At 66.5% G+C, this 25,809-nt stretch carries 28 protein-coding genes; 19 read left to right on the forward strand and 9 right to left on the reverse strand.

What is annotated here, in order from left to right:
* Positions 1-40 precede the first annotated feature (40 nt).
* The 4 genes from hpaE (at position 41) to FHJ30_RS18660 (ending at position 4,353) form a co-directional block, all read left to right on the forward strand.
* Positions 41-1,573, forward strand: a complete 1,533-nt coding sequence (gene hpaE, locus FHJ30_RS18645; protein ID WP_139030734.1) for a 5-carboxymethyl-2-hydroxymuconate semialdehyde dehydrogenase — start codon at positions 41-43, stop codon at positions 1,571-1,573.
* A gap of 105 nt (positions 1,574-1,678) precedes the next feature.
* On the forward strand, positions 1,679-2,764 hold the full coding sequence (gene hpaD / locus FHJ30_RS18650) for a 3,4-dihydroxyphenylacetate 2,3-dioxygenase (RefSeq protein ID WP_139030735.1): 1,086 nt from the start codon (positions 1,679-1,681) through the stop codon (positions 2,762-2,764).
* A gap of 3 nt (positions 2,765-2,767) precedes the next feature.
* Positions 2,768-3,553 (forward strand): 2-oxo-hept-4-ene-1,7-dioate hydratase, encoded by a 786-nt coding sequence (gene hpaH / locus FHJ30_RS18655; protein ID WP_139030736.1) that lies wholly within the window; start codon positions 2,768-2,770, stop codon positions 3,551-3,553.
* Positions 3,538-4,353 (forward strand): HpcH/HpaI aldolase/citrate lyase family protein, encoded by an 816-nt coding sequence (locus FHJ30_RS18660; protein WP_171059130.1) that lies wholly within the window; start codon positions 3,538-3,540, stop codon positions 4,351-4,353. Before hpaH ends, FHJ30_RS18660 begins: the two co-directional genes overlap by 16 nt.
* A gap of 89 nt (positions 4,354-4,442) precedes the next feature.
* Here FHJ30_RS18660 and FHJ30_RS18665 read toward each other — a convergent pair whose 3' ends face one another.
* Positions 4,443-4,700: a metal-sensitive transcriptional regulator gene (locus FHJ30_RS18665; RefSeq protein ID WP_104999301.1), complete on the reverse strand. Its 258-nt coding sequence runs from the start codon at positions 4,698-4,700 to the stop codon at positions 4,443-4,445.
* 121 nt (positions 4,701-4,821) lie between these two features.
* On the opposite strand from FHJ30_RS18665, the gene FHJ30_RS18670 reads away from it, so the two are divergent.
* The 7 genes from FHJ30_RS18670 to FHJ30_RS18700 all read left to right on the forward strand — a co-directional run bounded on the left by FHJ30_RS18670 (position 4,822) and on the right by FHJ30_RS18700 (position 10,429).
* Positions 4,822-5,445, forward strand: coding sequence for a rhodanese-like domain-containing protein (locus FHJ30_RS18670; protein ID WP_139030737.1), 624 nt, complete (start codon positions 4,822-4,824; stop codon positions 5,443-5,445).
* The gene (locus FHJ30_RS18675; protein ID WP_139030738.1) at positions 5,442-6,344 is read left to right on the forward strand and encodes a sulfite exporter TauE/SafE family protein; all 903 of its coding nucleotides are present in this window, start codon (positions 5,442-5,444) and stop codon (positions 6,342-6,344) included. The genes FHJ30_RS18670 and FHJ30_RS18675 overlap by 4 nt, the downstream gene beginning before the upstream one ends.
* Positions 6,345-6,372: 28 nt before the next feature.
* Positions 6,373-6,714 (forward strand): rhodanese-like domain-containing protein, encoded by a 342-nt coding sequence (locus FHJ30_RS18680; protein ID WP_139030739.1) that lies wholly within the window; start codon positions 6,373-6,375, stop codon positions 6,712-6,714.
* Between the two features lie 31 nt (positions 6,715-6,745).
* Complete coding sequence (locus tag FHJ30_RS18685; protein ID WP_139030740.1) at positions 6,746-7,042, forward strand: rhodanese-like domain-containing protein; 297 nt, start codon at positions 6,746-6,748, stop codon at positions 7,040-7,042.
* A 57-nt stretch (positions 7,043-7,099) separates the two neighbouring features.
* Complete coding sequence (gene trxA / locus FHJ30_RS18690; protein ID WP_139030741.1) at positions 7,100-7,462, forward strand: thioredoxin; 363 nt, start codon at positions 7,100-7,102, stop codon at positions 7,460-7,462.
* Between the two features lie 117 nt (positions 7,463-7,579).
* Positions 7,580-8,992, forward strand: coding sequence for a rhodanese-like domain-containing protein (locus FHJ30_RS18695; RefSeq protein ID WP_139030742.1), 1,413 nt, complete (start codon positions 7,580-7,582; stop codon positions 8,990-8,992).
* Between the two features lie 150 nt (positions 8,993-9,142).
* Positions 9,143-10,429 (forward strand): MFS transporter, encoded by a 1,287-nt coding sequence (locus FHJ30_RS18700; protein WP_139030743.1) that lies wholly within the window; start codon positions 9,143-9,145, stop codon positions 10,427-10,429.
* On the opposite strand, the gene FHJ30_RS18705 is transcribed toward FHJ30_RS18700, so the two are convergent.
* Entirely contained in the window at positions 10,424-10,774 is a 351-nt protein-coding gene (locus FHJ30_RS18705; RefSeq protein WP_139030744.1) for a helix-turn-helix transcriptional regulator, read from the reverse strand. The genes FHJ30_RS18700 and FHJ30_RS18705 overlap by 6 nt on opposite strands.
* 113 nt (positions 10,775-10,887) lie before the next feature.
* Here FHJ30_RS18705 and arsB point away from each other — a divergent pair, with 113 nt between their 5' ends.
* The 5 genes from arsB to FHJ30_RS18730 all read left to right on the forward strand — a co-directional run bounded on the left by arsB (position 10,888) and on the right by FHJ30_RS18730 (position 15,570).
* Positions 10,888-11,982, forward strand: coding sequence for an ACR3 family arsenite efflux transporter (gene arsB / locus FHJ30_RS18710; protein ID WP_139030745.1), 1,095 nt, complete (start codon positions 10,888-10,890; stop codon positions 11,980-11,982).
* A gap of 24 nt (positions 11,983-12,006) precedes the next feature.
* Positions 12,007-12,429, forward strand: coding sequence for an arsenate reductase ArsC (locus FHJ30_RS18715; protein WP_139030746.1), 423 nt, complete (start codon positions 12,007-12,009; stop codon positions 12,427-12,429).
* 36 nt (positions 12,430-12,465) lie between these two features.
* Entirely contained in the window at positions 12,466-13,467 is a 1,002-nt protein-coding gene (gene trxB, locus FHJ30_RS18720) for a thioredoxin-disulfide reductase (protein ID WP_373683158.1), read from the forward strand.
* 148 nt (positions 13,468-13,615) lie between these two features.
* On the forward strand, positions 13,616-14,989 hold the full coding sequence (locus tag FHJ30_RS18725; protein ID WP_139030747.1) for an FAD-dependent oxidoreductase: 1,374 nt from the start codon (positions 13,616-13,618) through the stop codon (positions 14,987-14,989).
* 62 nt (positions 14,990-15,051) lie between these two features.
* Positions 15,052-15,570, forward strand: coding sequence for a DinB family protein (locus FHJ30_RS18730; RefSeq protein ID WP_306669394.1), 519 nt, complete (start codon positions 15,052-15,054; stop codon positions 15,568-15,570).
* 62 nt (positions 15,571-15,632) lie between these two features.
* Here FHJ30_RS18730 and FHJ30_RS18735 read toward each other — a convergent pair whose 3' ends face one another.
* The 7 genes from FHJ30_RS18735 to FHJ30_RS18765 form a co-directional block, all read right to left on the reverse strand.
* Positions 15,633-16,019, reverse strand: a complete 387-nt coding sequence (locus FHJ30_RS18735) for a hypothetical protein (RefSeq protein ID WP_139030790.1) — start codon at positions 16,017-16,019, stop codon at positions 15,633-15,635.
* 213 nt (positions 16,020-16,232) lie between these two features.
* Positions 16,233-16,658 carry a heat shock protein transcriptional repressor HspR gene (locus FHJ30_RS18740; RefSeq protein WP_139030748.1) on the reverse strand — a complete coding sequence of 142 codons (426 nt, stop codon included), beginning with the start codon at positions 16,656-16,658 and terminating at the stop codon, positions 16,233-16,235.
* A gap of 14 nt (positions 16,659-16,672) precedes the next feature.
* Complete coding sequence (locus FHJ30_RS18745; protein ID WP_171059131.1) at positions 16,673-17,644, reverse strand: DnaJ C-terminal domain-containing protein; 972 nt, start codon at positions 17,642-17,644, stop codon at positions 16,673-16,675.
* Between the two features lie 275 nt (positions 17,645-17,919).
* On the reverse strand, positions 17,920-18,588 hold the full coding sequence (locus tag FHJ30_RS18750) for a nucleotide exchange factor GrpE (protein ID WP_139030749.1): 669 nt from the start codon (positions 18,586-18,588) through the stop codon (positions 17,920-17,922).
* Between the two features lie 2 nt (positions 18,589-18,590).
* The gene (gene dnaK, locus FHJ30_RS18755) at positions 18,591-20,465 is read right to left on the reverse strand and encodes a molecular chaperone DnaK (RefSeq protein WP_139030750.1); all 1,875 of its coding nucleotides are present in this window, start codon (positions 20,463-20,465) and stop codon (positions 18,591-18,593) included.
* 263 nt (positions 20,466-20,728) lie between these two features.
* Positions 20,729-21,019 carry a hypothetical protein gene (locus FHJ30_RS18760; protein WP_139030751.1) on the reverse strand — a complete coding sequence of 97 codons (291 nt, stop codon included), beginning with the start codon at positions 21,017-21,019 and terminating at the stop codon, positions 20,729-20,731.
* Between the two features lie 131 nt (positions 21,020-21,150).
* The gene (locus tag FHJ30_RS18765; protein ID WP_139030752.1) at positions 21,151-23,358 is read right to left on the reverse strand and encodes an efflux RND transporter permease subunit; all 2,208 of its coding nucleotides are present in this window, start codon (positions 23,356-23,358) and stop codon (positions 21,151-21,153) included.
* Positions 23,359-23,564: 206 nt separating this feature from the next.
* On the opposite strand from FHJ30_RS18765, the gene FHJ30_RS18770 reads away from it, so the two are divergent.
* From FHJ30_RS18770 to FHJ30_RS18780, 3 genes are all read left to right on the forward strand, one after another.
* The gene (locus tag FHJ30_RS18770; RefSeq protein WP_139030753.1) at positions 23,565-24,119 is read left to right on the forward strand and encodes a MarR family winged helix-turn-helix transcriptional regulator; all 555 of its coding nucleotides are present in this window, start codon (positions 23,565-23,567) and stop codon (positions 24,117-24,119) included.
* A gap of 67 nt (positions 24,120-24,186) precedes the next feature.
* Entirely contained in the window at positions 24,187-25,005 is an 819-nt protein-coding gene (locus tag FHJ30_RS18775) for a methyltransferase domain-containing protein (RefSeq protein ID WP_139030754.1), read from the forward strand.
* 97 nt (positions 25,006-25,102) lie between these two features.
* Positions 25,103-25,726: a LysE family transporter gene (locus tag FHJ30_RS18780; RefSeq protein ID WP_139030755.1), complete on the forward strand. Its 624-nt coding sequence runs from the start codon at positions 25,103-25,105 to the stop codon at positions 25,724-25,726.
* Positions 25,727-25,809 lie beyond the last annotated feature (83 nt).

Consider the following 25,809-nt stretch of genomic DNA (forward strand, 5'->3'; position numbering starts at 1 on the left):
CCTCAAAGCAAAGACCCGCCAGAGCAGTAAGGAAACAACAATGACGTTCACTGCAGAACAGGCCGCCACCCACTACGTGCCACAGGACCTTCCCACCCACATCCAGCACTACATCAACGGCCAGTTCGTCGACTCCGTGGGGGGCAAGACTTTCGACGTCCTGGACCCGGTGTCCAACCGGAACTACGCCACCGCCGCGGCAGGCCAGAAAGAGGACATCGACCTCGCCGTCGCCGCCGCCCGGGAAGCCTTCACCAACGGCCCCTGGCCCAGGATGAAGCCCCGCGAACGCGCACGGGTGCTGAATAAGATCGCGGATGCCGTTGAGGCGCAGGAGTCCCGGCTCGCTGAACTCGAGACTTTTGATACCGGCCTGCCCATCACCCAGGCCAAGGGCCAGGCCCTCCGGGCGGCGGAGAATTTCCGCTTCTTCGCTGACCTGATCGTGGCCCAGTTCGATGACGCCATGAAGGTCCCGGGCTCGCAGATCAACTACGTGAACCGCAAACCGATCGGTGTGGCAGGCCTGATCACCCCATGGAACACCCCGTTTATGCTCGAGTCCTGGAAACTCGCGCCGGCTCTGGCCACCGGCAATACCGTGGTCCTCAAGCCGGCCGAATTCACGCCTTTGTCTGCGTCCTTGTGGGCCACCATTTTCAAGGAGGCGGGCCTGCCCGACGGCGTGTTCAACCTTGTCAACGGCCTCGGCGAGGAAGCCGGCGACGCCCTGGTCAAGCACCCGGACGTCCCACTGATCTCCTTCACCGGCGAGACCACCACCGGCCAAACGATCTTCCGGAACGCCGCCGCGAACTTGAAGGGCCTGTCCATGGAGCTCGGCGGAAAGTCCCCCTGCGTTGTCTTCGCCGATGCCGACCTGGACGCCGCCATCGACTCGGCCCTGTTCGGCGTCTTCTCCCTCAACGGCGAACGCTGCACCGCCGGCTCCCGGATCCTGGTGGAACGCGCCATCTACGACGAGTTCTGCGAGAAGTACGCCGCCCGGGCCAAGAACATCGTGGTCGGGGACCCCCACGATCCCAAGACCGAGGTGGGCGCCCTGGTCCACCCCGAGCACTACAAAAAGGTGGCCTCCTACGTGGAGGTCGGCAAGTCCGAAGGCCGGCTGCTGGCCGGCGGCGGACGGCCTGAAAGCCTGCCCGAAGGCAACTACATCGCACCCACGGTGTTCGCCGACGTCGCGCCCGACGCCAGGATCTTCCAGGAGGAAATCTTCGGACCCGTCGTGGCCATCACCCCGTTCGAGAACGACGACGAAGCCCTCGCCCTGGCCAACAACACCAAGTACGGCCTGGCCGCCTACATCTGGACGCAGAACCTGACCCGGGCGCACAACTTCTCCCAGAACGTCGAGGCCGGCATGGTGTGGCTGAACAGCCACAATGTCCGGGACCTGCGCACCCCGTTCGGTGGCGTCAAGGCCTCCGGCCTGGGCCACGAGGGCGGCTACCGCTCCATCGACTTCTACACCGACCAGCAGGCCGTGCACATCACCCTCGGCCCTGTGCATACTCCTAAATTTGGCCACACCCCCACATTCGGCGCCTAAGCCGGAGCAGCCCAACTGGGTCGCACTAAGTGTCGTTATGGGCACCCAAAACGACACTTAGTGCGACCCAGTTGGGGAAGAACCTTTCAAAGAAGAGAGACCATCATGACCAATTTCGTCCCCACCCCCTCCGTCCCGGCACCGGACATTGTCCGCTGCGCCTACATGGAAATCGTGGTCACCGACCTCGCCAAGTCCCGCGCGTTCTACGTGGACATGCTCGGCCTGCACGTGACTGAGGAGGATGAGAACAACATCTACCTGCGCACCCTCGAAGAGTTCATCCACCACAACCTGGTGCTCCGCAAGGGGCCCGTTGCCGCCGTCGCCGCCTTCGCGTATCGGGTGAAATCCCCCGCCGAGGTGGACGCCGCCGAAGCGTATTACAAGGAACTCGGCTGCCGGACCGAACGCCGCAAGGAAGGCTTCACCAAGGGCGTCGGTGACTCTGTCCGCGTGGAGGACCCGCTGGGCTTCCCCTACGAGTTCTTCTACGAGGTGGAGCATGTGGAGCGCCTCACCCAGCGCTACGACCTCTACTCCGCCGGTGAACTGGTCCGCCTGGACCACTTCAACCAGGTCACCCCGGACGTCCCACGCGGCCGCAAATACCTCGAGGACCTCGGCTTCCGGGTCTCCGAGGAGATCCAGGATTCCGACGGCGTCACGTACGCCGCGTGGATGCACCGCAAGCAGACCGTCCACGACACGGCCCTCACCGGCGGGAACGGACCGCGCATGCACCACGTCGCGTTCGCCACGCACGAGAAGCACAACATCATCCAGATCTGCGACAAGATGGGCGCCCTGCGCATCAGCGACCGGATTGAGCGCGGCCCCGGACGGCACGGCGTATCCAACGCGTTCTACCTCTACATCCTGGACCCGGACGGCCACCGCGTGGAGATCTACACCCAGGACTACTACACGGGCGATCCGGACAACCCCACCATCACCTGGGACGTGCACGACAACCAGCGCCGCGACTGGTGGGGCAACCCCGTGGTCCCGTCCTGGTACACCGAGGCCTCCCTGGTCCTGGACCTGGACGGCAACCCGCAGCCCGTCATCGAGCGCGAGGAGAAAAGCGAAATGGCGGTCACCGTGGGCGCCGACGGCTTCTCCTACACCCGCAAGGACGGCTCCCCGGAAGGCGACCGGACGGGCTTCAAGCTGGGGGCGCAGGTCTAAACCATGCTGGATGCCACCACGATCGAGGCCATAGCGGACGAACTGCTTGAGGCCGGCCGCAACCGGAAACCCGTTCCCCGACTGACAGCCCGCTACCCGGACATGACCGTGGAGGACTCCTACGCGGTACAGCAGCTGTGGCGGCGCCGGAACGAGGAAGCGGGCAGGACCCTGGTAGGCCGCAAGATTGGGCTCACGTCCAAGGCCATGCAGGCCGCCACCGGCATCACCGAACCGGACTACGGTGCCATCTTCGACGACATGGTGCTGGAAACCGGGTGCTCCGTGGTGTGGGACCAGTACACCCACCCGCGGGTGGAAGTGGAGCTCGCGTTCGTCCTCAAGGACGGGCTCAAGGGCCCGGGCTGCACCATTTTTGATGTCCTGAATGCCACCGACTACGTGGTCCCGGCCCTCGAAATCCTCGACTCCAGGATCGAGATGGAGGGCCGGACCATCGTGGACACCATCTCGGACAACGCGGCGATGGGTGCGATGGTAGTGGGCGGCCGGCCCGTAAAACCCGACGCGGTGGACCTCCGCTGGGTGTCCGCCATCCTGTACAAGAACCAGACCGTGGAGGAGACCGGGGTGGCTGCAGGCGTCCTGGACCACCCGGCCAACGGGGTGCACTGGCTGGCCAACAAAATCGCCGCCCACGGGGATTCGCTGAAAGCCGGCGACATCATCCTGGCCGGCTCCTTCACCCGCCCGCTCTGGGTTTACAAGGGGGACACCATCCACGCCGACTACGGGCCCCTGGGGAGCGTCACATGCCGCTTCCACTAGGGAACACCTTCCGCGACGCCCTCGCCAAGCAAACGGGCAAGGCAGGCCGTCCGCTGGCCGGGATGTGGGTATGCTCCGGCAGCCCGCTGATCGCCGAGCTGTGCGCCGGGTCCGGCCTGGACTGGCTCCTGGTGGACGCCGAGCACAGCCCCAACGGCCTGGAATCCATCCTTGCCCAGCTCCAGGCCATCCACGGCTACCCGGTCCACACCCTGGTCCGCCCGCCGGTCAACGACACCGTGATGATCAAGCAGTACCTGGACCTGGGCGTGCAGAACCTGCTCATCCCCATGGTCAACTCCGTGGCGGAGGCTGAGGCGGCAGTGGCGGCAACGCGCTATCCGCCGCAGGGCGTGCGCGGGGTCGGGTCAGCCCTGGCCCGTGCGGCCCGTTGGAACCGCGTCCCGGACTACCTGGCGCGGGCAGTCGAGACGATCAGTGTCACCGTCCAGGTCGAGTCGACGGCGGCGGTGGAGTCAGTCGGGGACATCCTGAAGGTCGACGGCGTGGACGCCATCTTCGTGGGCCCGTCCGACCTCGCCGCCTCCATGGGCCTGCTGGGACAGCAGGAACACCCCGAAGTGCGCGCCGCCGTCGAACATTGCCTGGCGGCCGCGAGGGAAGCCGGGAAACCGGCGGGGGTCAACGCCTTCAACCCGGACACCGCCCAGCACTACCTGGACAAAGGTGCGGACTTCATCCTGGTGGGCGCCGACGTCGCCCTCCTCGCCCGGGGCTCCGAAGCCCTCGCTGCAAAATATGTCCCGCGCCCCGGCAGCGAAACCCCCGGCAGCTACTGACGTTAAAGAGGACTGCGCCCGTTAAAGAGGACTGCGCCGGGGCAGTCTGGGGGACCTGCACCCGGCGCGGTTTCTGTGATACCGCCTGGTTAGGCGAGGGAGAGGAAGAGCTTCTCCAGCTCTTTCCTGTCCATGGTGGCGTCCTCGCGGACGATGCACTGCTCCAGGCCGCTGGCGATGATGGCGAAGCCAGCCCGGTCCAGGGCCTTCGATACCGCGGCCAGCTGCGTGACGATGTCCTTGCAGTCCCGGCCCTCCTCCAGCATGCGCGTCACCGCGGCGAGCTGCCCCTGTGCGCGCTTGAGGCGGTTGACCACTGGGGCCAGTTCAGTCGAGTCGAGTTCCATGAAGTCTCCGTAGGTGGGGTTCTTGTCCTCAACTATATACCCCTCGGGGTGTTTTGACTACCCCCGGGGGTATCTGCAATACTCGGTGGGGTATTCACCATTCCCCATCGAGAGGCCAGCAATGACTTCCCCTTCCACGGCAACCGCCGTCACCGCACTCGCTCCGGAAACCCTCCAGTCCTGGTTCAAAGAGCACCAGGACCTCATGGTCATCGACGTGCGCTCCGCCGCAGAATTCGAGTCCATGCACATCCGCGGCTCCTACAACGTGCCGCTGCCGCTGCTGTCCGAGCACACCGACGAGCTCGCCGCCCGGCTGGGTTCCCGCGTGGTCCTGGTCTGCCAGTCCGGCGTGCGCGCCGAGCAGGCCCGCCAGCGCCTTGCCAAGGCCGGAATTGAGACCGCCTACGTTCTGACCGGCGGGGCGCCCGGCTTCGCCGCGGCCGGCGGAGACGTCGTCAAGGGCAAGGACCGCTGGGACCTGGAGCGGCAGGTCCGCCTTGTGGCCGGCTCCCTGGTGGTCCTGGGCCTGGCTGGCGGCAAGTTCGTCTCCCCGAAGATCCGGACCCTCGCCGGCGTCATCGGAACCGGACTGACGTTCTCGGCGGCCACCAACACCTGCGCCATGGGCCAGGCCATCTCCGCCATGCCGTGGAACAAGGCCACCAAGGAACCCACCCGCGAAAGCGCCATCCTTGCCCTGCCCGTCAACACCGAGGTAAACGCCGAGGCCAAGGCGTCATGACCCTCACCCTCATCCTGGTCCTTGCCCTGTCGGTAGTCATCGGACTCTCGCTCGGCGTCCTGGGCGGCGGCGGCTCCATCCTGACCGTGCCGATCCTGGTCTACGTGGCCGGGTTCGAGGCAAAGGAAGCCATCGCGGCGTCGCTGTTCGTCGTCGGCGTCACGTCCGCGGTGAGCGTGCTCAGCCACGCCCGCGGGGGCCGCGTGATGTGGCGGACCGGCCTGATCTTCGGCGCAGCCGGAATGGCCGGCGCGTTCGTCGGCGGCCTGCTTGGCGGCCACATCCCCGGCCAGATCCTGCTCATCGCCTTCGCGGTCATGATGGTGGCCACCTCCGTGGCCATGCTTCGCGGGCGGAAGAAGAAGAAGAACGACGGCGGCGCCGCACCGGTGAAGCATGAGCTTCCCCTTGGCAGGGTGCTGCTGGACGGGGCCGTCGTCGGACTGGTCACCGGCCTGGTGGGTGCCGGAGGCGGCTTCCTGGTGGTCCCGGCCCTGGCGCTCCTGGGCGGCCTGCCCATGTCCGTTGCCGTGGGGACCTCCCTGGTGGTCATTGCCATGAAGTCCTTCGCGGGACTCGCCGGCTACCTCACCACCGTCCAGTTGGACTGGGGCGTAACCCTCGGCGTGACTGCCGCGGCCATTGTTGGCAGCCTCATGGGGTCGAAGCTGGCCGGCCGGATCCCCGAGGCCGCCCTTCGCAAGGCCTTCGGCTGGTTCGTCCTGGCCATGGGCACGTTCGTCCTCGTCCAGCAGGCCCCGGCCGACCTGCGCTGGTTCATCGCTGCCGGCGTGGCAGCCCTCACGGGAGCGAGCGCCGGAGTCTGCTGGTTCTTCATCAGCTCGTGCCCGCTGCGCAAACGGAGTGGGCGGCGCAGCAGCGTCCCCTCCCCCGCCTGAACCACCCGCAAGCACCAAGGAGAACAACATGGGTTTCATCAGCTCCCTGAAGCAAGCCTTCAGCAAGCCCTACAAGACGGTCTCGGTTGCCGAGGCCAAGGAACTCCTGGGCTCGGGCGCCACGCTGGTGGATGTCCGCTCAGCCCAGGAATGGCGCTCCGGACGTGCACCCCAGGCCAAGCACGTTCCCCTGGACCGACTCCAGGCCAGCACCGCCGGCATCAACAAGAACAAGCCCGTGATCGCCGTCTGCGCCTCCGGGGTCCGCTCCGCATCGGCAGCCCGGCTGCTGGCTGCCAAGGGATACCAGGCCTACTCGATCCGCGGCGGAATGAACGCCTGGCGCCAGGCCGGCGAGCCGGTCCGCTAAACAACCACCACCATTTTCAAAGGAGAAACCAATGGCTGAAATCACCGTCACCGAAGCAGAACAACGGCGCTCCAGCGCCCGCATCCTCGATGTCCGCGAGGACTTTGAGGTGGCCGAAGGCATGATCCCCGGCGCCCTGCACATCCCCATGGGGCAACTGCAGGCACGCCTGTCCGAGCTGGACCCGGCAGTTCCGGTCATCGCCGTCTGCCGCAGCGGAAACCGCTCGGCCCGCGTCGCTGACGCGCTCAACGGCGCCGGCTACACAGCGGACACCATGGCCGGCGGCATGACCGCCTGGACCCGCGCCGGCCTGCCCACCACCTGATCCCAAAGAACCCCGCAACAACCACTAAGACAAAAGCCCGAAAGGACACGCAAGACCATGGCAACCATCGACGTCACGGAACAGAGCTTCGCTGAGACCCTGGAGAACAACGACATTGTCTTCGTTGACTTCTGGGCAGCGTGGTGCGGCCCCTGCCGCATGTTCGCCCCCACCTACGGCGCCGCGGCAGAACGGCACCCGGACATCACCTTCGCCAAGGTGGACACCGAAGCCGAACAGGCCCTGGCCGCCGCGGCCAACATCAGGTCCATCCCCACCCTCATGGCCTTCAAGGACAAGAAACTCGTCTTCTCCCAGCCCGGAGCGCTCAACGCCACCGGCCTGGAAGAAGTCATCCAGGAAGTCAAGAAGCTGGACATGGACAAGCTCCCCGCGGATGCAGCCCGACAGCCGGCCTGAACCAGGCCATCCCAGCGAGGCACATCCCTCGTTGCGATATACCCCCCGGGGTATTAGCATTGATACCAGAGCACACCTACGACTTCCCCCCACCCTTTAGACAGAGGAGAGCCCCAGATGCTTATCGAGCGCATTTACGACGAAGACCTCGCCCAGGCCAGCTACCTGATCGGCTGCCAGGCCAAGGGTGAAGCCATCGTGGTGGACGGCCGCCGCGACATCGCGGTGTACCAGGACCTCGCCGCCAAGAACGGCATGAAGATCGTGGCCGTCACCGAAACCCACATCCACGCCGACTACCTGTCCGGAACCCGGGAACTTGCTGCCGCCACCGGCGCCAAGATCTACGTGTCCGGCGAGGGCGGCCCGGACTGGCAGTACGGGTTCGACGGCGAACGGCTGTACGACGGCGACGCCATCACCCTGGGCAACATCACCATCAAGGCAGTACACACGCCCGGCCACACGCCGGAACACCTGTCCTTCCTGGTCACCGACGGCGCCTTCAGCGACCAGCCCGGCTACCTGCTCTCCGGCGACTTCGTGTTCTCCGGCGACCTGGGACGCCCGGACCTGCTGGACGAGGCCGCGGGCGGCATCGACACCCGCTTCGAAGGTGCCAAGCAGCTCTTCGCCAGCCTCCGGGACAAGTTCCTGACCCTGCCGGACTACGTCCAGGTCCACCCGGCCCACGGCGCCGGCAGCGCCTGCGGCAAGGCCCTCGGTGCCATCCCGTCATCCACCGTGGGTTACGAGCGGCTCTACTCCTGGTGGGGCCCCTACCTCGCCGCCAACGACGAGCAGGGCTTCACTAATGAACTCCTCGACGGCCAGCCCGATGCCCACGCCTACTTCGGCCGGATGAAACGCGAAAACCGCGAGGGACCCGCGGTGATGGGCGAACGCGCGCTGCTGGCCGAACTCGCAACCGCAACTGTTGCTGCCGGCCTGGCAGAGGACACCCTGACCTTCATCGACACCCGCCCCAACAGCGAGGTCCACGAAGGCACCGTGGCACGTTCCCTGAACGTCCCGGCCGGCAAGTCGGTGGCCAGCTACGGCGCCTGGGTAGTGAACCCGGAGACGGACAAGAACCCGCTGGTACTGCTGGCGCCGGACCAGGAGCAGGCCCAGGACATGTGGGACCACCTGGTGCGCGTCGGCATCGACAACGTCGCCGGCTATGTCACCAGCATCGAAGGACTCCCAGCGTCCACCCCGAGGCTTATCCAGCCCGGGGAGCTCGCGGACTTCGACGCCGCCATGGTCCTGGACGTCCGCAACAGGACCGAACACACCGCGGGGCACATCCCCGGATCACACCAGCTCAGCGGGGGCCGCGTCATGTGGCACCTGGACGAGCTGCCCGCGGAAGGCACCATCGTGACCTACTGCCAGAGCGGCGTACGGAACTCCGTCGCGGCGAGCGCGCTGCGACGGGCCGGGTACGACGTCGTCGAACTGGACGGCAGCTACGCCGGCTGGAGCGCCTGGCAGCAGCAACAGCGCACCGCGGTTCCCGCCAACTAACCCAAAGGACCCCCGGGTGGCTCCCCCTCCGCCCGGGTACCGCGCCCGGGATGGAACCCCCGTCCATCCCGGGCACCCGTCCGGGCGGGACACCCCTCCCGCCCGGGCACCTTCCACCCCGGACCCCGAGACCCTGCGAACGGACAACCAATGCCTGCCACCAAGCACGCAGCCCGGCAATCCGCCAACCGTGGCCTTGTGCTGGGCCTGCGCCAAAACCTGGCGCAGTTCATGCTGCTGGTGGCCGTCAACACACTGGTGGGCGGCACCCTTGGCCAGGAACGAACCGTATTGCCGCTCCTGGCCGACGAAGTGTTCGGGCTGGACCATTACACGAGTGCGCTGACGTACATCCTGGCGTTCGGCGTAGCCAAGGCTGCCACCAACTACTTCGCCGGGACCCTCTCCGACCGCTACGGCCGCAAACCGGTGCTCGTCGCAGGATGGCTTGTTGCCCTGCCGGTCCCGCTGCTCCTGATTTTCGGAAATTCCTGGGCACTGATCGTTGCGGCCAATGTGATCCTGGGCGTCAGCCAGGGCCTCACCTGGTCCACCACCGTCATGATGAAGATGGACCTGGTGGGCCCGGAGCGGCGCGGCCTGGCAATGGGACTCAATGAAGCGGCCGGCTACCTTGGGGTTGCCGGGACTGCCCTGGCCACCGGCTACATCGCTTCCTCCTTCGGCCTGCGCCCGGGGCCGTTCCTGCTCGGTGCGGTTTTCATCGCCATCGGCCTTGGACTGTCCGTGCTGGCTGTCCGCGAGACCCACCACCATGTCAAGGCAGAGGCCGCGAACCATAAATCCGCCCACGCCGGAACCCATGGCGGCCTCAGTTCCCGGGAGGTCTTCTCGCTGACCAGCTTCCGGGACAAGTCGCTGTCCTCCGTCAGCCAGGCGGGCATGGTGAACAACCTCAACGACGGACTGGCATGGGGCCTGTTCCCCGTCCTCTTTGTGACGTCAGGAGGGCTGAGCCTGGAACACGTCGGCATCCTCGCCGCCGTATACCCCGCCGTCTGGGGCGCCGGTCAGATGGTCACCGGACCGCTCTCGGACCGGATCGGCCGCAAGCCCCTCATCGCAGGCGGCATGCTGGTCCAGGCCGCCGCACTGGCGATGGTCGCCGTCGGACAGGACTTCGCAACCTGGCTCGCCGCCGTCGTCCTGCTGGGCGCGGGCACCGCAATGGTGTATCCCACGCTGCTGGCCGCCATCGGCGACGTTGCCCATCCCCTGTGGCGGGCGCGGTCCATCGGCATTTACCGGCTGTGGCGCGATGCCGGCTTCGCCGTTGGGGCACTGCTCTCAGGCATCCTGGCCGACGCCTACGGGATACCCGCGGCGGTGGCGGCCGTGGCCGTCATCACCGCAGCATCAGGGGTACTGGTGGCCGTGCGGATGCGCGGCGCCGACCACCGGCGGCACGAGCTATAGCGCCGAAAGGATCCCGGCGACGTCATCCAGCGCGCCCGGCACCAGGGAGTAGTAGGCCCACGTGCCGCGCTTTTCGCGGTGCAGGATGCCGGCTTCCACCAGGATCTTCAGGTGGTGCGAGACAGTCGGCTGGCCAAGGTCCAGTGGCTCCGTCAGGTCGCAGACGCAGGACTCCCCGGACTCCTCCGCCTTGACGATGGACAGCAGGCGCAGGCGGTTGGGATCAGCCAAAGCCTTGAAGACGAGCGCTTTCCGGTGTGCCTCTTCCGTGCTGAGCACCGGCTTCGCCGACGGAACGCAGCAGGAAGGGTCGACGGCGGGCTCAAGAGTTTGCACGGGGTTCATGGATCCATTATGCAATAGATTGACATTCATCGATATAGCTGGGGATACTTCAGATATCGATTCTTATCAATCTATCGCCCATCCGGCGAACTGCTGACCTGCACAGGAGACCCGTGAGCACCCGCACCGAGACACCGCCCATCCAAAGGGAAGAGGCCGTCGTCGGCAGGCTCTCCACCCTGGACCGCTTCCTCCCCGTGTGGATCATCGCCGCGATGGCGGTGGGCCTGCTGCTCGGCAACCTGGTCCCCGGCCTCAACACGGCGCTGGAAGCGGTCCAGGTGGGCGAAGTGTCCCTGCCCATCGCCGTCGGCCTGCTGGTCATGATGTACCCGGTGCTCGCCAAGGTCCGTTACGACCAAGCCGGCCGCGTGCTTGCCGACAGGAAACTGCTGGTCTCCTCGCTGGTGATCAACTGGCTGCTGGCCCCGGCGTTCATGTTCGTCCTGGCCTGGATTTTCCTGGCGGACCTTCCCGAGTACCGGACCGGCCTGATCATCGTGGGGCTGGCCCGGTGCATCGCCATGGTGATGATCTGGAACGACCTCGCCTGCGGGGACCGTGAATCCGCTGCCGTCCTGGTGGCCATCAACTCCGTCTTCCAGGTAGTTGCCTTCGGCGCGCTGGGCTGGTTTTACCTGCAGCTCCTGCCGTCCTGGCTGGGCCTTCCCACCACCAGCGCGGACTTCTCCTTCTGGGCCATTATGCTCTCGGTGTTGATCTTCCTGGGCGTCCCGCTGCTGGCCGGCTTCCTCACCCGCACCCTCGGCGAACGGGCCAAGGGCCGTGACTGGTACGAAGGCACCTTCCTCCCCAAACTCGGCCCGTGGGCTCTCTACGGCCTGCTGTTCACCATCACGCTCCTGTTCGCCCTGCAGGGCAGCACCATCACGGCCCGCCCGCTGGACGTGGCACGCATCGCGCTTCCGCTGCTGGTCTACTTCGTGGTGGTCTTCGGTTCGGGCATGCTGCTCGGCAAATGGCTGGACCTTGGCTACGCCAAAACCACCACGCTGGCTTTCACTGCGGCGGGCAATAACTTCGAACTGGCCATCGCTGTGGCGATTGGCACCTTCGGCGTGACGTCCGGCCAAGCCCTTGCCGGCGTCGTCGGCCCCTTGATTGAAGTGCCCGCACTTGTTGCACTGGTGTATGCGGCCCTCTGGGCCCGCAAGCGCTTCTTCAGCCCCGCCACCGCTACCCTCTGACCACCGCTACCCCCGGAGAACACCATGAGCACCGAAACCGCCAAGAAACCGTCCGTCCTGTTCGTCTGCGTCCACAACGCCGGCCGCTCCCAGATGGCCGCCGCCTTCCTCACCAGCCTTTCCAAGGGTTCCATCGAGGTGCGGTCCGCAGGGTCCCAGCCCGCGGACAAGATCAACCCGTCCGCCGTGGAGGCCATGGCAGAGGTGGGCATCGACATGTCTGCCGAGGTCCCCAAGGTCCTGACCACCGAGGCCGTGAAGGAATCCGACGTCGTCATCACCATGGGCTGCGGCGACGAATGCCCCTATTTCCCCGGCAAGCGGTACGAGGACTGGGTCCTGGAGGACCCCGCGGGCAAGGGCGTGGAATCCGTCCGACCCATCCGGGACGAGATCAGGGGCCGGATTGAGGAACTGATCGCGTCCCTGGCCCCCGCCGCCAAGTAGCGCCAACCTGCAGATCCCGAGCATCAGGAGAATCCCGTGAGCGAGACCGTGAACACAGCAGCCACCACAGAACAGTTGATCATCATCGGTTCCGGCCCCGCCGGCTACACCGCGGCTATCTACGCCGCACGTGCGGGGCTCAAGCCCCTGGTCCTGGCCGGCTCGGTCACCGCCGGCGGCGCCCTGATGAACACCACCGAGGTGGAGAACTTCCCCGGTTTCCCGGGCGGCATCCAGGGCCCGGAGCTCATGGACGGGCTGCAGGAACAGGCGGAGAAGTTCGGCGCGCAGGTGGTTTTCGACGACGTCACGCAGGTCTCGCTGGCGGGCCACCTGAAGCGTGTGGTCACCGGCGGCGGCGACGTGCACGAGGCACCCGCCGTCATCCTCGCCACCGGCTCCGCCTACAAGGAGCTCGGCCTGCCGGAGGAGAAGAAGTTCAGCGGCCACGGCGTCTCCTGGTGCGCCACCTGCGACGGGTTCTTCTTCCGCGAGCAGGACATCATTGTTGTCGGCGGCGGCGACTCGGCGATGGAGGAAGCAATGTTCCTGACCCGCTTCGGAAAGTCCGTCACCGTCGTCGTGCGCAAGGACGAGCTCCGCGCCTCCCGCATCATGGCGCAGCGGGCCAAAGACAACCCCAAAATCAGCTTCGCCTGGAACTCCGCCGTCGCGGCCATCCACGGCGATACCAAGGTCACCGGCGTCACGCTGACTGACACCCGCACCGGGGAAACCCGCCAGCACGCTGCCACCGGTATCTTCGTCGCCATCGGCCACGTCCCGCGCACGGAACTCGTGGCCGGGCAGGTGGACCTGGACGACGAGGGGTACATCAAGGTGGACTCCCCCACCACGGTCACCAACCTCTCCGGCGTCTTCGCCTGCGGGGACGCCGTGGACCACCGCTACCGGCAGGCGATCACCGCCGCCGGCACCGGCTGCGCGGCCGCCCTCGACGCGGAACGCTACCTGGCCGCCCTCGAGGACGCGGACAGCATTGCCACCGCCCTGGTGGAAGAGCCAACCCACGCCTGACTCCCCACCCCTGCCCCCCCCCCCAACTCACCCACCCAAACCGCCCCGCCTATCCCAACTAGGTAGCGCTAAGTGTCGTTCTGGGGCCTCAAAACGACACTTAGCGCTACCTAGTTGGGCAGGCCACGAAGAACATAAGAGGAAGCACATGGATTCGACGACGAACCTGCCGATTGCCGTGATCGGCGCCGGGCCCGTGGGACTTGCCGCCGCGGCACACCTGCTGGAGCGCGGGCTTGAGCCGCTCATCTTTGAGGCAGGCACGACGGCGGGCGCGGCCATTGATGAATGGCGCCACATCCGCCTGTTCTCACCGTGGCGGTTCAACCTTGACGCCGCCGCGGTGCGCCTGTTGGAATCCACCGGCTGGGAAGCCCCGCGCCCCACCGCGCTGCCGTACGGCAGGGAACTTGTGGACAACTACCTCGCACCGCTGGCTGCCACCCCGGCCATCAGCTCCCGCCTCCACACCGGCGCGCGGGTCACCGCCGTGACCCGGGCCGGCCTGGACAAAACCCACTCCCGGGACCGGGACACCACGCCCTTCACCGTGCGGGTGCAGCACGGGAACGGCGAAACCCGCGACCACACAGTGGCAGCCGTGATCGACGCATCGGGCACCTGGGGCAACCGGAACCCGCTGGGCACCTCGGGACTGCCTGCCATCGGTGAGGATGCGGCAGCTGACAGGATCTCTTCTCCGCTGCCGGACGTCCCAGGCCGCGACAGGAGCCGTTTTGCCGGACGGCGGGTGCTGGTGGTCGGGGCGGGCCACTCCGCAGCCAATACCCTGATCAGCCTCGCCGACCTCGCCAGGCAGGAGCCGGCAACCCGGATCCTGTGGGCAGTCCGCGGGAAGTCCGCAGAGAAAGTTTACGGCGGCGGCGACGCTGACGGCCTGCCGGCCCGAGGGCAGCTGGGCGCACGGCTGCGGCGCCTGGTCCAGGCTGGAACCATCGAACTGCGCACCGGCTTCGGCATCGCTTCCCTGAAATCGCTGGACTCCGGCGTGGTGGTGGAATCGGTGGACGGCAGGACCATGGAGGCCGACGTCGTGGTCCCCTGCACGGGCTTCCGCCCGGACCTGGACATGCTGCGTGAACTCCGGTTGGACCTCGACCCCGCCGTCGAGGCTCCCCGCCAGCTTGGGCCGCTCATCGACCCTGAATTCCACTCGTGCGGGACCGTGCCGCCCCATGGGGCACTGCTCCTTGCCCACCCGGACCGGGACTTCTACATTGTGGGCATGAAGTCCTATGGCCGGGCGCCCACTTTCCTGCTGGCAACCGGATACGAGCAGGTCCGCTCCGTGGTGGCCGCCCTCGCCGGGGACCGCGCGGCGGCTGACACCGTCCAGCTGGAACTCCCCGAGACGGGCGTGTGCTCCACGGACGCCGGCACCAGCTGCGACGTCCCGGCCGCCACCCCGGCGGATTCCGGGGCGGGCTGCTGCTCCGCCCCCGAACCGGTGCTGGTGGGCTTTCCCACCGGGCTTTCGCATGGCCGGCAGGGCAGCAACTGACAACAAAATGGGGGCGGCCAGGAAGAGGGGCAGCCACCAGGGCGGCAGCCAGGGAGAAGGGCGTGGTGGATCCAACGAAGGGGAGCATCGAGGACGGCTACGCCCGCGCGTCCCGAGAGCTCAAGGCGTTACTGGAACGCGCAACACCGGATGACCTGCGCCGCCGCAGCAACGGAACCCGATGGACCAATGAGCAGCTGCTGTTCCACATGGTCTTCGGCTACATGGTGGTCCGGGCCCTGGTTCCCCTGGTCCACGTTGTCAGCCGCCTCCCCCGACCAGCCGGCCAGGCCTTCGCGGCCCTGCTGAACGCGGGGACCGGTCCGTTCGACGTGGTCAACTATTGGGGCTCGCGTGCGGCGTCCACCGTCTATGACAGGCGGAGGATGGGCCGGAAACTGGACAGGACACTGGCATCGCTGTCCCGCCAGCTGGAGCGCGAGGACGAGGCTTCACTGGCCAGGTCCATGGCATTCCCGGACAGATGGGACCCGTTCTTCGCCCCGTCGATGACGCTCGCCGAGGTATACCGCTACCCCACGCTGCACTTCGACTTCCACGCGAAACAACTGAGCCTTTAACCCCGGTCCCGCAGGCAACCCGGCCCCCAGCCAACCCTGTCCCCGCCGGCAAGGGACGCCTGTTACCCCATCGCGGGGGCGGCGGCGGTCCGGCCGGAGAACTGGCGGCGTGCCCAGCGGGCAAGTTTCTTGCCCTTGCCCTTCCACCAGTTGTCCTCGTCCTTGTCGTGGTGCAGGCGGAAGATGATGGCCATCAGCACAAACATCCCCATCACCACATCAATCCAGGACGCAAGGACCAGTGCGATCAGGACGGTGAGCCCGTTGACGATGATCGACGGCACCGCCAGGGTCCGGAAGACGGTGCTTGCCACGTAGCGCCGGTGGGACCTGGGGACGGACAGCGCGCGCACCATGTCGAAGCAGACGCACACCACCACAATCGTCTGCCCGACGGCGAGCAGCAGCTGGCCCGGAATCGAGCCGCTGAACGCTGCCACCGACTCCATCCCCGGACTCATCGGTGCCCCTCAACGGCAGGGCTGCTAAAAGCGGAACCACGCATGGAAAACCCCCGGAAACCTTGGAACCACTGCTGCTGATCCAGCAGTGGTTCCATTGAAGTTTCCGGGGGCTCCGGGGTCACGAGTAGTGAGTACTCTATTTCCGGCAGGCGCGGAGGGCACGTTACTTAGGTGCGGCTGCCGTTTGCCCTAAGCGGCCTAGTTGCCGAGGGCGCGGGGCCGCCAAAGCACCACGGCCTGGGAGCGGGGGCGCGGGCGCTGGCCCCGAGCCAGGCTCACCACGTCACCTGCCGCACCGGCAGCGAAGATGCGTGCGTCCAGGGGCTGCCGCCGCCGTCCGAGTTCCTCGGTCAGCTCTGCGATCCGGCTCTGCAGGGCGGCCACTTGGTTCTCGAGTTCCAGGATCCGCTTGATCCCTTCAAGCGAGACGCCCTCCTGGGACAGCCGCTGCACTTCACGCAGCATTGTCACGTCGCGCTGTGAGTAGCGGCGGGACTTGCCGGGTGCGCGGCTGGGCGAGACGATGCCCAGCCGGTCGTACTGCCGCAGCGTCTGGGGGTGCATGTCCGCAAGCTCAGCCGCCACCGAAATCACGAAAATGGGCTGGTCAGCACTGACGTCCACTGCACTCCTTCCTGCTACAACCGGGCCTTGGCGGCCAGGCCCTCACGGACATCGGCTCCCGCCGTGGCCTCGGCAAACGCCTTCACCGCGGCTTCGGCTTCCTTGTTCAGGTTCTTGGGAACCGCGACGTCGATGGTCACCAGCAGGTCGCCGGTCCCCTTCGCCGTCTTCACGCCTTTGCCCTTGACCCGCAGCGTACGGCCCGACGGCGTCCCGGCCGGCACACGGACCCGCACCTTTTCGCCGTCGATGGTGGGCACCTCGATGTCCGCTCCCAAGGCAGCCTCAGGGAAGGTGACGGGAACGTGGATGCGGAGGTTGTCGCCGTCGCGCGTGTAAAAGGCGTGCGGCTGGACCGAGACGGACACCACCAGGTCCCCGTTTCCGGCCGCGCCGGGCTGGCCCTTGCCCCGCACCCGGACTTTCTGGCCGTCCTTGATGCCGGCAGGCACCCGGACGTCAATGACTTCGCCGCTCGGTTCCCGCAGGCCAATGGTGGTGCCGCGGATGGAGCCGGCAAAGGAAATGCTTGTGGAGGCCGTGCGGTCGGCGCCCTTCTGCGGCGCCCGCTGGAACCCGGTCTGGCCGAAGCCGCCGCCGAACAGGTCGGCGAACTCCGGCGGAATGCCGCCGGCGGAAGGATTGAAGCCGCCTGCATGCCGGCCGGTGTTGCCGGTGAACAGGCCGCCGAACATGTCCTCGAAGCCGCCGTTGCCCGCTCCGGCGCCGCCGGGGGCAAATCGGGCCCCGCTGCCCATGGCCCGGATGGCGTCGTACTGCTGGCGCTCATCAGGGTCTGAAAGCACCGAGTACGCCTCGGAAATGTCCTTGAACTTCTTCTCGGAAGCTGTGTTCCCCGCGTTCGTATCAGGGTGGTGCTGCCGGGCCAGCTTCCGATAAGCCTTCTTGATATCGGCGTCGGAAGCGTCCTTGGCAACACCAAGGATCTTGTAAAAGTCCTTGTCCACCCAATCCTGGCTAGCCAATGGCGTTTCCTTTCAAGTCTCTTAACTGACAGCTCTCCGCGGTACAGGGGCCCCCGCCCCTTACGCGTGGCGGCTTTGGTCCTACGGACCTCAGCCGCCACGCTCCGGTAGGCCCGATGCCACTCCCGGGGCCCCTGTACCGCTGCGAGCTTCATGGTTACCTCACCTTAGGCGAGATGACCGCCTGCGCGGAGGCCGGATATGGGGCGGCGGTGTGGAGGGCACCGCGAAGCGGGCACCGCCCCATATCCGGCGGAGCGCAAGCCAACCCCGGACTAAGCCGGAACGGCCACAATCACCTGGGCGGCCCGGAGGACGCGTTCGCCTGACTTGTAGCCTGAGCGGAGCACCTGGCTGACAGTGTCAACCTCGATGTCCTCGCCGGGCTGCTGGATCAGGGCCTCGTGGATCGTGGGATCGAACTCCACGCCTGTCTCGTCGATCCGGACCAGGCCGTACGTCTTCAGCGCGTTCTCCAGCTTTGCGGCGATCGCGGCGAACGGGCCGTCAACGAGGTCGCCGTGCTGGCGGGCCGCATCGACGTCGTCCAGCACCGGCAGCAGGGAGTTCAGGACGCCGATGACGGCCATTTCCCCCGCCACGGCGCGGTCGCGTTCAACCCGCTTGCGGTAGTTGACGTACTCGGCCTGCAGCCGGAGGAGGTCGTTCCGAAGCTCGGCCGCCTCAGCGTTGGCCGAACCCGCCGAACCAGCGCCCTGGGCCACGGACTCCGCGGCCGGCACCTCGACGCCGTTGAGGATTTCCTCAGCCTGGGCGAGCGCATCGCCGTCGGAATCCTTGGCTTCAGGGTGACCGCCCTCGGGATGCCGCGCCTGCCCGGTCACCGGGTCAACCTTGCGGTTGTCCCGGATGACCGGCTCGCTGTTGTGCCTGTTCTCCTGGTCTGCGGAGCTGTGCTCTTCCTCGTTACCGTGGTGGGGCATGGCTACTTCTTCGCTTCGTCTTCGTCGATGATCTCGGCGTCGACGATATCCTCGTCCGCCTTCGAACCGGCAGAGCCAGCGGAAGCACCTTCAGCACCGGCGGCGCCGGTGGCTCCGTCCGGGGAACCGGACTGGGCGTAGATGGCCTCGCCCAGCTTGCCCTGGGAAGCCTGCAGCTTCTCGAAGGCGGCCTTCACGGCGGCGTCGTCGGTCCCTTCAAGCGCCTTCTTGAGGCTGTCGACGTCGGCCTGGACCTCGGTCTTGACCTCCTCGGGCAGCTTGTCGGCGTTGTCAGCGATCAGCTTGTCCACGGAGTAGGCGAGCTGCTCGGCGGTGTTGCGGGTGTCGGTGGCCTCGCGGCGGGCCTTGTCCTCCGCTGCGTGCTCCTCGGCGTCACGGACCATGCGGTCAATGTCTTCCTTGGAGAGCGCGGTGCCGCCGGTGATGGTCATGGACTGTTCCTTGCCGGTGCCCTTGTCCTTCGCGGAGACGTGGACAATGCCGTTGGCGTCGATGTCGAAGGTGACCTCGATCTGCGGGATGCCACGGGGCGCCGGGGCGATGCCTGTCAGTTCGAACGTGCCCAGCGGCTTGTTGTCCCGGGTGAACTCGCGCTCGCCCTGGAAGACCTGGATGGCCACCGACGGCTGGTTGTCGTCAGCGGTGGTGAAGGTCTCGGACCGCTTGGTGGGGATGGCGGTGTTGCGCTCGATCAGGTGCGTCATCACGCCACCCTTGGTTTCGATGCCGAGGGACAGCGGGGTGACGTCGATCAGCAGGACGTCCTTGCGCTCACCCTTCAGCACACCGGCCTGGAGGGCTGCACCAACGGCCACAACCTCATCCGGGTTCACGCCCTTGTTCGGCTCCTTGCCGCCGGCGAGTTCCTTGACCAGCTCGTACACGGCGGGCATACGGGTGGAACCGCCGACGAGGACGATGTGGTCAATGTCGGAGAGCTTGATGCCCGCTTCCTTGATCACGTCGTGGAACGGCTTCTTGGTGCGCTCCAGCAGGTCCTTGGTGAGGTCCTGGAACTTGGCGCGGGTCAGCTGCTCATCCAGGTGGACCGGGCCGTCCGGGGTGACGGACAGGTACTGGAGGGAGACGTTGGTGCTGGTGGAGGAGGAGAGCTCCTTCTTGGCCTGCTCAGCTGCTTCGCGGAGGCGCTGCAGGGCGATCTTGTCCTTGGACAGGTCGATGCCCTTGACCTTGAGCTGGTTCAGCAGGTAGTCAACAACGCGCTGGTCCCAATCATCGCCGCCGAGGCGGTTGTCGCCGGCGGTGGCGCGGACCTGGATGGTGGAGAAGTTGTCCTCGTCCTTGCCGACTTCCAGCAGCGAGACGTCGAACGTACCGCCACCGAGGTCGAAGACCAGGATGAGTTCGTCTTCCTTGCCCTTGTCCAGGCCGTAGGCCAGTGCCGCGGCGGTGGGCTCGTTGACGATGCGCAGCACGTTCATGCCTGCGATCTCGCCGGCTTCCTTGGTTGCCTGGCGCTCGGCGTCGTTGAAGTAGGCCGGCACGGTGATCACAGCGTCGGTGACCTTTTCACCCAGGTAAGACTCGGCGTCGTTCTTCAGCTTCATGAGGATACGCGCTGAAATTTCCTGCGGGGTGTACTTCTTGTCATCGATGGACTTGGTCCAGTCGGTGCCCATGTGGCGCTTCACCGAGGCGATGGTGCGCTCGATGTTGTTGACGGCCTGGCGCTTGGCGATCTCGCCCACCAGGACTTCGCCGGACTTGGAGAATGCAACGACGGACGGCGTGGTGCGGCCACCCTCGGCGTTGGCAATAACGGTGGGCTCGCCACCTTCGAGAACGGAGACGACGGAGTTGGTGGTTCCGAGGTCGATACCTACTGCACGTGACATGTGTTGCTTCCTTCTTTCCTTGGAAACTGGTTGGCGCTCTCTGATTGAGCGTTCTGCACTCAACTTTACTCAGCGCAGAGATGATGTCAATACGAAGTTGAGCGTACCCGACTCAACTCTGCCTTTGCTTTGGTCACCCTGCACCGGCCGCCTCCCCGCAATGGCGGGGTTTCCGGCCCGTTATGCATTCTTAAAACGCGGACGACGGCGGTCCCCCGTTTCGCTGCTGGAGAACCTGCCGCCGCGCTGCTTTTGCTGGCCTACTACCTTTCGCTGTCCCGGCGCCCGTGCAGGGGGCCCCGTTCCTCGGCTGTGGTGTTCACCTGTCCGTCCGTCAGCCCTTCACGGACTGCATCCGTTTCTCGGGCCCTGCCGGCGGTGCCAGCCTCGCCGTAATCGCCGTCCTCGTATTCGCCGTCGTCACGGGCCGCGGCGGCATCCCCCACAGTGCCGGCATCGCCGTAGTCGCCGTCCACGTACTGCCCGCCTTCGCCTTCCAGCCCCGGCGCCGTACTGCCCTTGCGGGGCTGCTCATCGGCGTTATGTTCCGTCATGGTGACTTCTCTCCTTTGAGGTTCCGCGTCCATGCGGGCGCATTGGCAGTCTATCGAGGAGGCCTTTTCACCAACAGGGCCCGCGGGCCAGCAAGAGCCTCGCGGGATGTCAGGTGCATTCGGCCTAGGATTCAGCGGCGGCCTGCGCCCTCAACCACAGGCTCCGGCGTGCCGCCGGTTTCCGGACGGACGGACGCATCCAGCTCCGGCCGCCCCAGCTTGCCGGGCCACCAGATGCGGGGCCCGATGTCGTACGCGAGCGCCGGCACCAGCAGCGACCGGACCAGGACGGTGTCCAGCAGCACCCCGAACGCCACGATGAACGCCAGCTGCACCAGGAACATGATCGGAATGACGCCCAGCGCGGCGAATGTGGCCGCCAGCACCACCCCGGCGGAGGTGATGACGCCGCCGGTGACGCCCAGCCCGCGGAGGATGCCCGGCCGCGTGCCGTGCTTGAGCGACTCCTCGCGGACCCTGCTCATCAGGAAGATGTTGTAGTCCACCCCAAGGGCAACCAGGAACACAAAGCCGAACAGCGGAACGGTGGCGTCAGCCCCCGGGAAGCCCAGGATGTTGTTGAAGACGAACGCCGAAACGCCCATCGCAGCAGCGTAGGACAGCACCACCGAGAGCACCAGCAGCACCGGCGCCAGGATGGATCGGAGCAGCAGCATCAGGATGAACAGGATCACCACCAGGACCACCGGGATGATGATCACCAGGTCCCGCTGGGCGGTGGTGTTGGTATCGAGTGCCGTCGCGGTCACGCCGCCCACCAGGGCTTCCGGATCCACTGCCTTGACGTCCGCGCGCAGCGCCTTGACAGCTTCCTCCGCTTCGAGTGAGTCCGCGGCCGAGTTCAGGGTGGCGTTGATGAGCACCTTGCCGTCGCGGACGTCCGGTGCGCTGGGAGCGCCGGGGGCTCCGGTGATGGGCACGGAACCCTGGGCAAGGAGATAAGCCTCGCCCACGCCGTCGGCCGCTTTCACGGTGTCCAGCACTTCCTGCGCCTTTCCTTGGTCCGCAACCACGACGGCGGGGCTGCCGCTGCCGGCGTCGAAGTGCCGCGCCAAAGCGTCCTGGCCGTCAACGGCGTTGGACGCCGCGAGGATGACCTCGGTTTGCGGAACGCCGTTGGCCTTGAGCTGCAGGACGCCGGCCGAGGCAACCACCAGCAGCAGGACCGAGGCCACCCAGACCGTCCGCGGATGCCGGGAAACCAGGGACCCGGTGGCACGCCACAGGCCCTTCTGGCCTTCCAGCCCGGTGACCAGTTCGGGTTCGCGCTGGTCCGCGGGAAGCAGCTTCGGGCGGAACGGCCAGAAGGCGGCCCGACCCAGCAGCGCCATCAGCGCGGGAAGCAGCGTAAGGGCCGCAAACAGTGAACAGAGGATGCCGGCCGCCGCCACGGGGCCCAGCGCCTTGTTGGAGTTGAGGTCGGAGAAGAGCAGGCACAAGAGCGCAATAATCACGGTGGCACCGGACGCCAGGATGGGCTCGAAGGATGCTTTCCAGGCGGTCAGGACAGCCGCGGTGCGGTTGGTGGTGTGGGTCAGGGCTTCGCGGAACCGTGCAACATACAGCAGGGCGTAATCCGTGGCGGCGCCGATCACCAGGATGGACAGGATGCCCTGGCTCTGGCCGTTGAGCTGGATCCACCCGGCTTTAGCCATGCCGAACACCAGCAGGATGGCGGCACACAGCGCGAAGACGGACGTCAGCAGCACCATGATGGGCAGCAGGAGGGAGCGGTACACCACCAGCAGGATCACGAACACCGCGGCCAGGGCCACCAGCAGGAGGATGCCGTCAATCCCGGCGAAGGCGGCGGTGAGGTCCGCCGCGAGCCCCGCGGGGCCCGTCACGAAGGTCTGCATTCCCTCCGGGGCCGCGCCGGCCACGGTGTCCCGCAGCTCCTGCACCGCTTCCTTGACCTCCGCCGAGGAATCGATGGGCGCGATGAACTGGACGGCCGTGCCGTCCTTGGAGGGGATGGGTCCAATCACAGCACTGCCGAGCTTAAGCTCCTCGAGCTCCGCCCGCAGTCCCGCAGCCTCCCCAAGCTGGGCCGGGGTGAAGGCGTCGCTGCTTTCGATCACGATGACGCCCGGCACCTCATCCGAGTCACGGAACCTGGACTGCCAGTCCTGCGCCTCGGTAGCCTCTGCGCCGGCCGGGAGGAAGGAGGCCTGGTCGTTGGAGGAGACCTCTTCAAGCCTGCCGAACGTTGGGCCTCCGACGCCGGCCAGCGCCAGCCACGTCAGGACCAGGATGACGGGGACCAGCCAGCGCAGCCAGAACGGGACCCGTTCCGTGCCTGTGGATGTAGCTTTCATTTGTTGCCTTCCAGGGGAGGGACGCGGGTAACATTGCTTCCATACTAGAGTATCTCCATTATGGAGATAAGAGCCCGGCTAGCTTTTCTTGGTTCGGTCGGTACGTTCATGGCGGCGGCGCTGAAGTAATATCCGTCAGTACGGCCAACCGCCCGGGGGCCGAGCCGGGCATTCGGTACCAGCACCCGCAGAATAAGGAGGTGGACGTGGCAGGCAACGCTGACCCCGGCCCGCAGGGGCCTCCTTCCGGTCCGCCCGCAGGCCCTCACCCGCTGGTCCTGCTCCTGCAGGAGTTCACGCTGGAGGCCAACCGGTACGTGGATACTGCAGGCGGGCAAAAGGACATGCACCGCACGGACCTCAATGCCCTGGCAGTGATCATGCGCCACACGGCGAAGGGAAACGTGGTGACGCCCGGGCTCCTGCGCAAGGAACTGCACCTGAGCTCGCCCGCGACCACCGCCTTGATCGACAGGCTTGACCATTCCGGGCACGTGATACGCGAGCGGCATGGCTCGGACCGTCGGCAGGTCCAGCTGAAAATGACACCCAAGGCCTTCCAGGACGGCGGGACGATCTTCGCCCCGCTGGCGCGCCAGATGGGAACCGCCATGGCTGCGTTCACGCCGGAGGAGCTGGAAACCGCCAGCCGCTTCATGACCGCCATGGTGGAAGCGACGGTTGCTGCGCGGGAAGAGTCGTCCGGGGGGCACCCGGACACCCCCGCCCCGCCCACCCAACACCCCCACCCAACTAGGTAGCGCTAAGTGTCGTTTTGAGGCTCCAAAACGACACTTGGCGCGACCTAGTTGGGGGTAGCGTTTGGTTATGAGTGCGCAGCAGCCTGAAGACGACGTTTACACGCACGGCCATCACGAATCAGTGGTCCGCGCCCATGCCGCCAGGACAGCCGAGAATTCGGCTGCGTTCGTCCTGCCGCACCTCACGCCAGGCTGCAGCGTGCTCGACGTCGGCTGCGGCCCGGGCACCATCACGTGCGACTTTGCCGTCCTGGTGGCTCCGGGAAAAGTCACCGGCCTGGACCGGTCACCGGACATCATCGCCCAGGCCAGGGCCCTCGCCCTGGAGCGCGAGGTTCCGAACGTCGAATTCGTGGCCGGCAACATCTACGACCTGGACTTCAAGGACGGGACGTTCGACGTCGTCCACGCCCACCAGGTGCTCCAGCACCTCACCGACCCTGTGGAGGCGCTGCGTGAGATGCGGCGCGTGGCCAAGCCCGGCGGCATCGTTGCCGTACGCGACGCCGACTTCCACGGCATGAGCTGGTACCCCGCCATCCCGGAGCTCGACGAGTGGATGGAGCTGTACCAGCGCATCGCCCGCAGGAACGGGGCAGAGCCCGACGCCGGGCGGCGGCTGGTCAGCTGGGCCCAGGCGGCAGGCTTCACCGACGTTGCTCCCACCAGCAGCAACTGGCTTTATGCCACCGGCCAGCAGCGCCGGTGGCAGGCCCGGGTCTGGAGCGAACGCGTGCTGCACTCTGCCTTCGCGGAGCAGGCACTGGAATACGGCTTCGCCAACCCGGCGGACCTGGCGAGGATTTCCGCAGGCTGGCATCGGTGGGGATCCACCGACGACGGCTGGTTCCTGATCCCCAACGGCGAGGTCGTCGCGCGGGCGTAGCCGGGAATGGCGACCCCAGCCGAGGCAGCCGCAGCCTGCCGGGCGCCCGGTGAGCCCACGGTAAGCATCCGCCGGCAGCTGCCACTAAACTTGGCTGGTGCAATTCTCCCTTTGGCTCGCCCTGGCGGGCGCCGGCGTGCTGATCAGCTTCACCCCCGGCGCCGGAGCCATCAACACCATGAGCAACTCGCTGAATGCCGGGTTCCGGCGTTCCATGTGGGGAATCCTCGGCCAGCAGGCAGCACTGGTGATCCACGTGGTCATCGTTGCCCTCGGCGTGGGGGTGCTCGTCGCCAGCTCGCCCGTTGCCTTCAACGTGATCCGCTACTCCGGCGCCGCCTACCTGGTCTATCTGGGCATCCGTCAGTTCCTCAGCAAGCCGGACCTTGAGCAGGAGAAGATTGCCGGCCTTCGGAACGAGCCCGCCTGGTCCATCTTCCGGCGCGGGTTCTGGGTGAATCTCCTCAACCCGAAGGCCATCATCTTCTTCCTCGCCTTCATGCCCCAGTTCATCCGGCCCGAGCAGCCCCTTCTGGGGCAGTACGCAGTACTGACGGCGACCATCGTCGCCATTGACATCCTGGTGATGTGGTTCTTCTTCGCTGCCGCGGCCAGGTCCTTTGAGCGGTTCACCCACAGCCCCCGCGGCCAACTTGTCCTCAACCGGTCCTTCGGGGCGCTGTTTGTGGGAGTAGGCATCCTGCTGGCGTTCCTCCACTAAGGACGCGGAGCGTCCGGCAGCCGAGCCGAAGCTTGTGACGGCCGGTGCAAAGAATCTTTACAAACGAGTCAAGCTTTGTGAAT

This window comes from Arthrobacter sp. BB-1 (genome assembly GCF_006151685.1).
GTDB lineage: Bacteria > Actinomycetota > Actinomycetes > Actinomycetales > Micrococcaceae > Arthrobacter.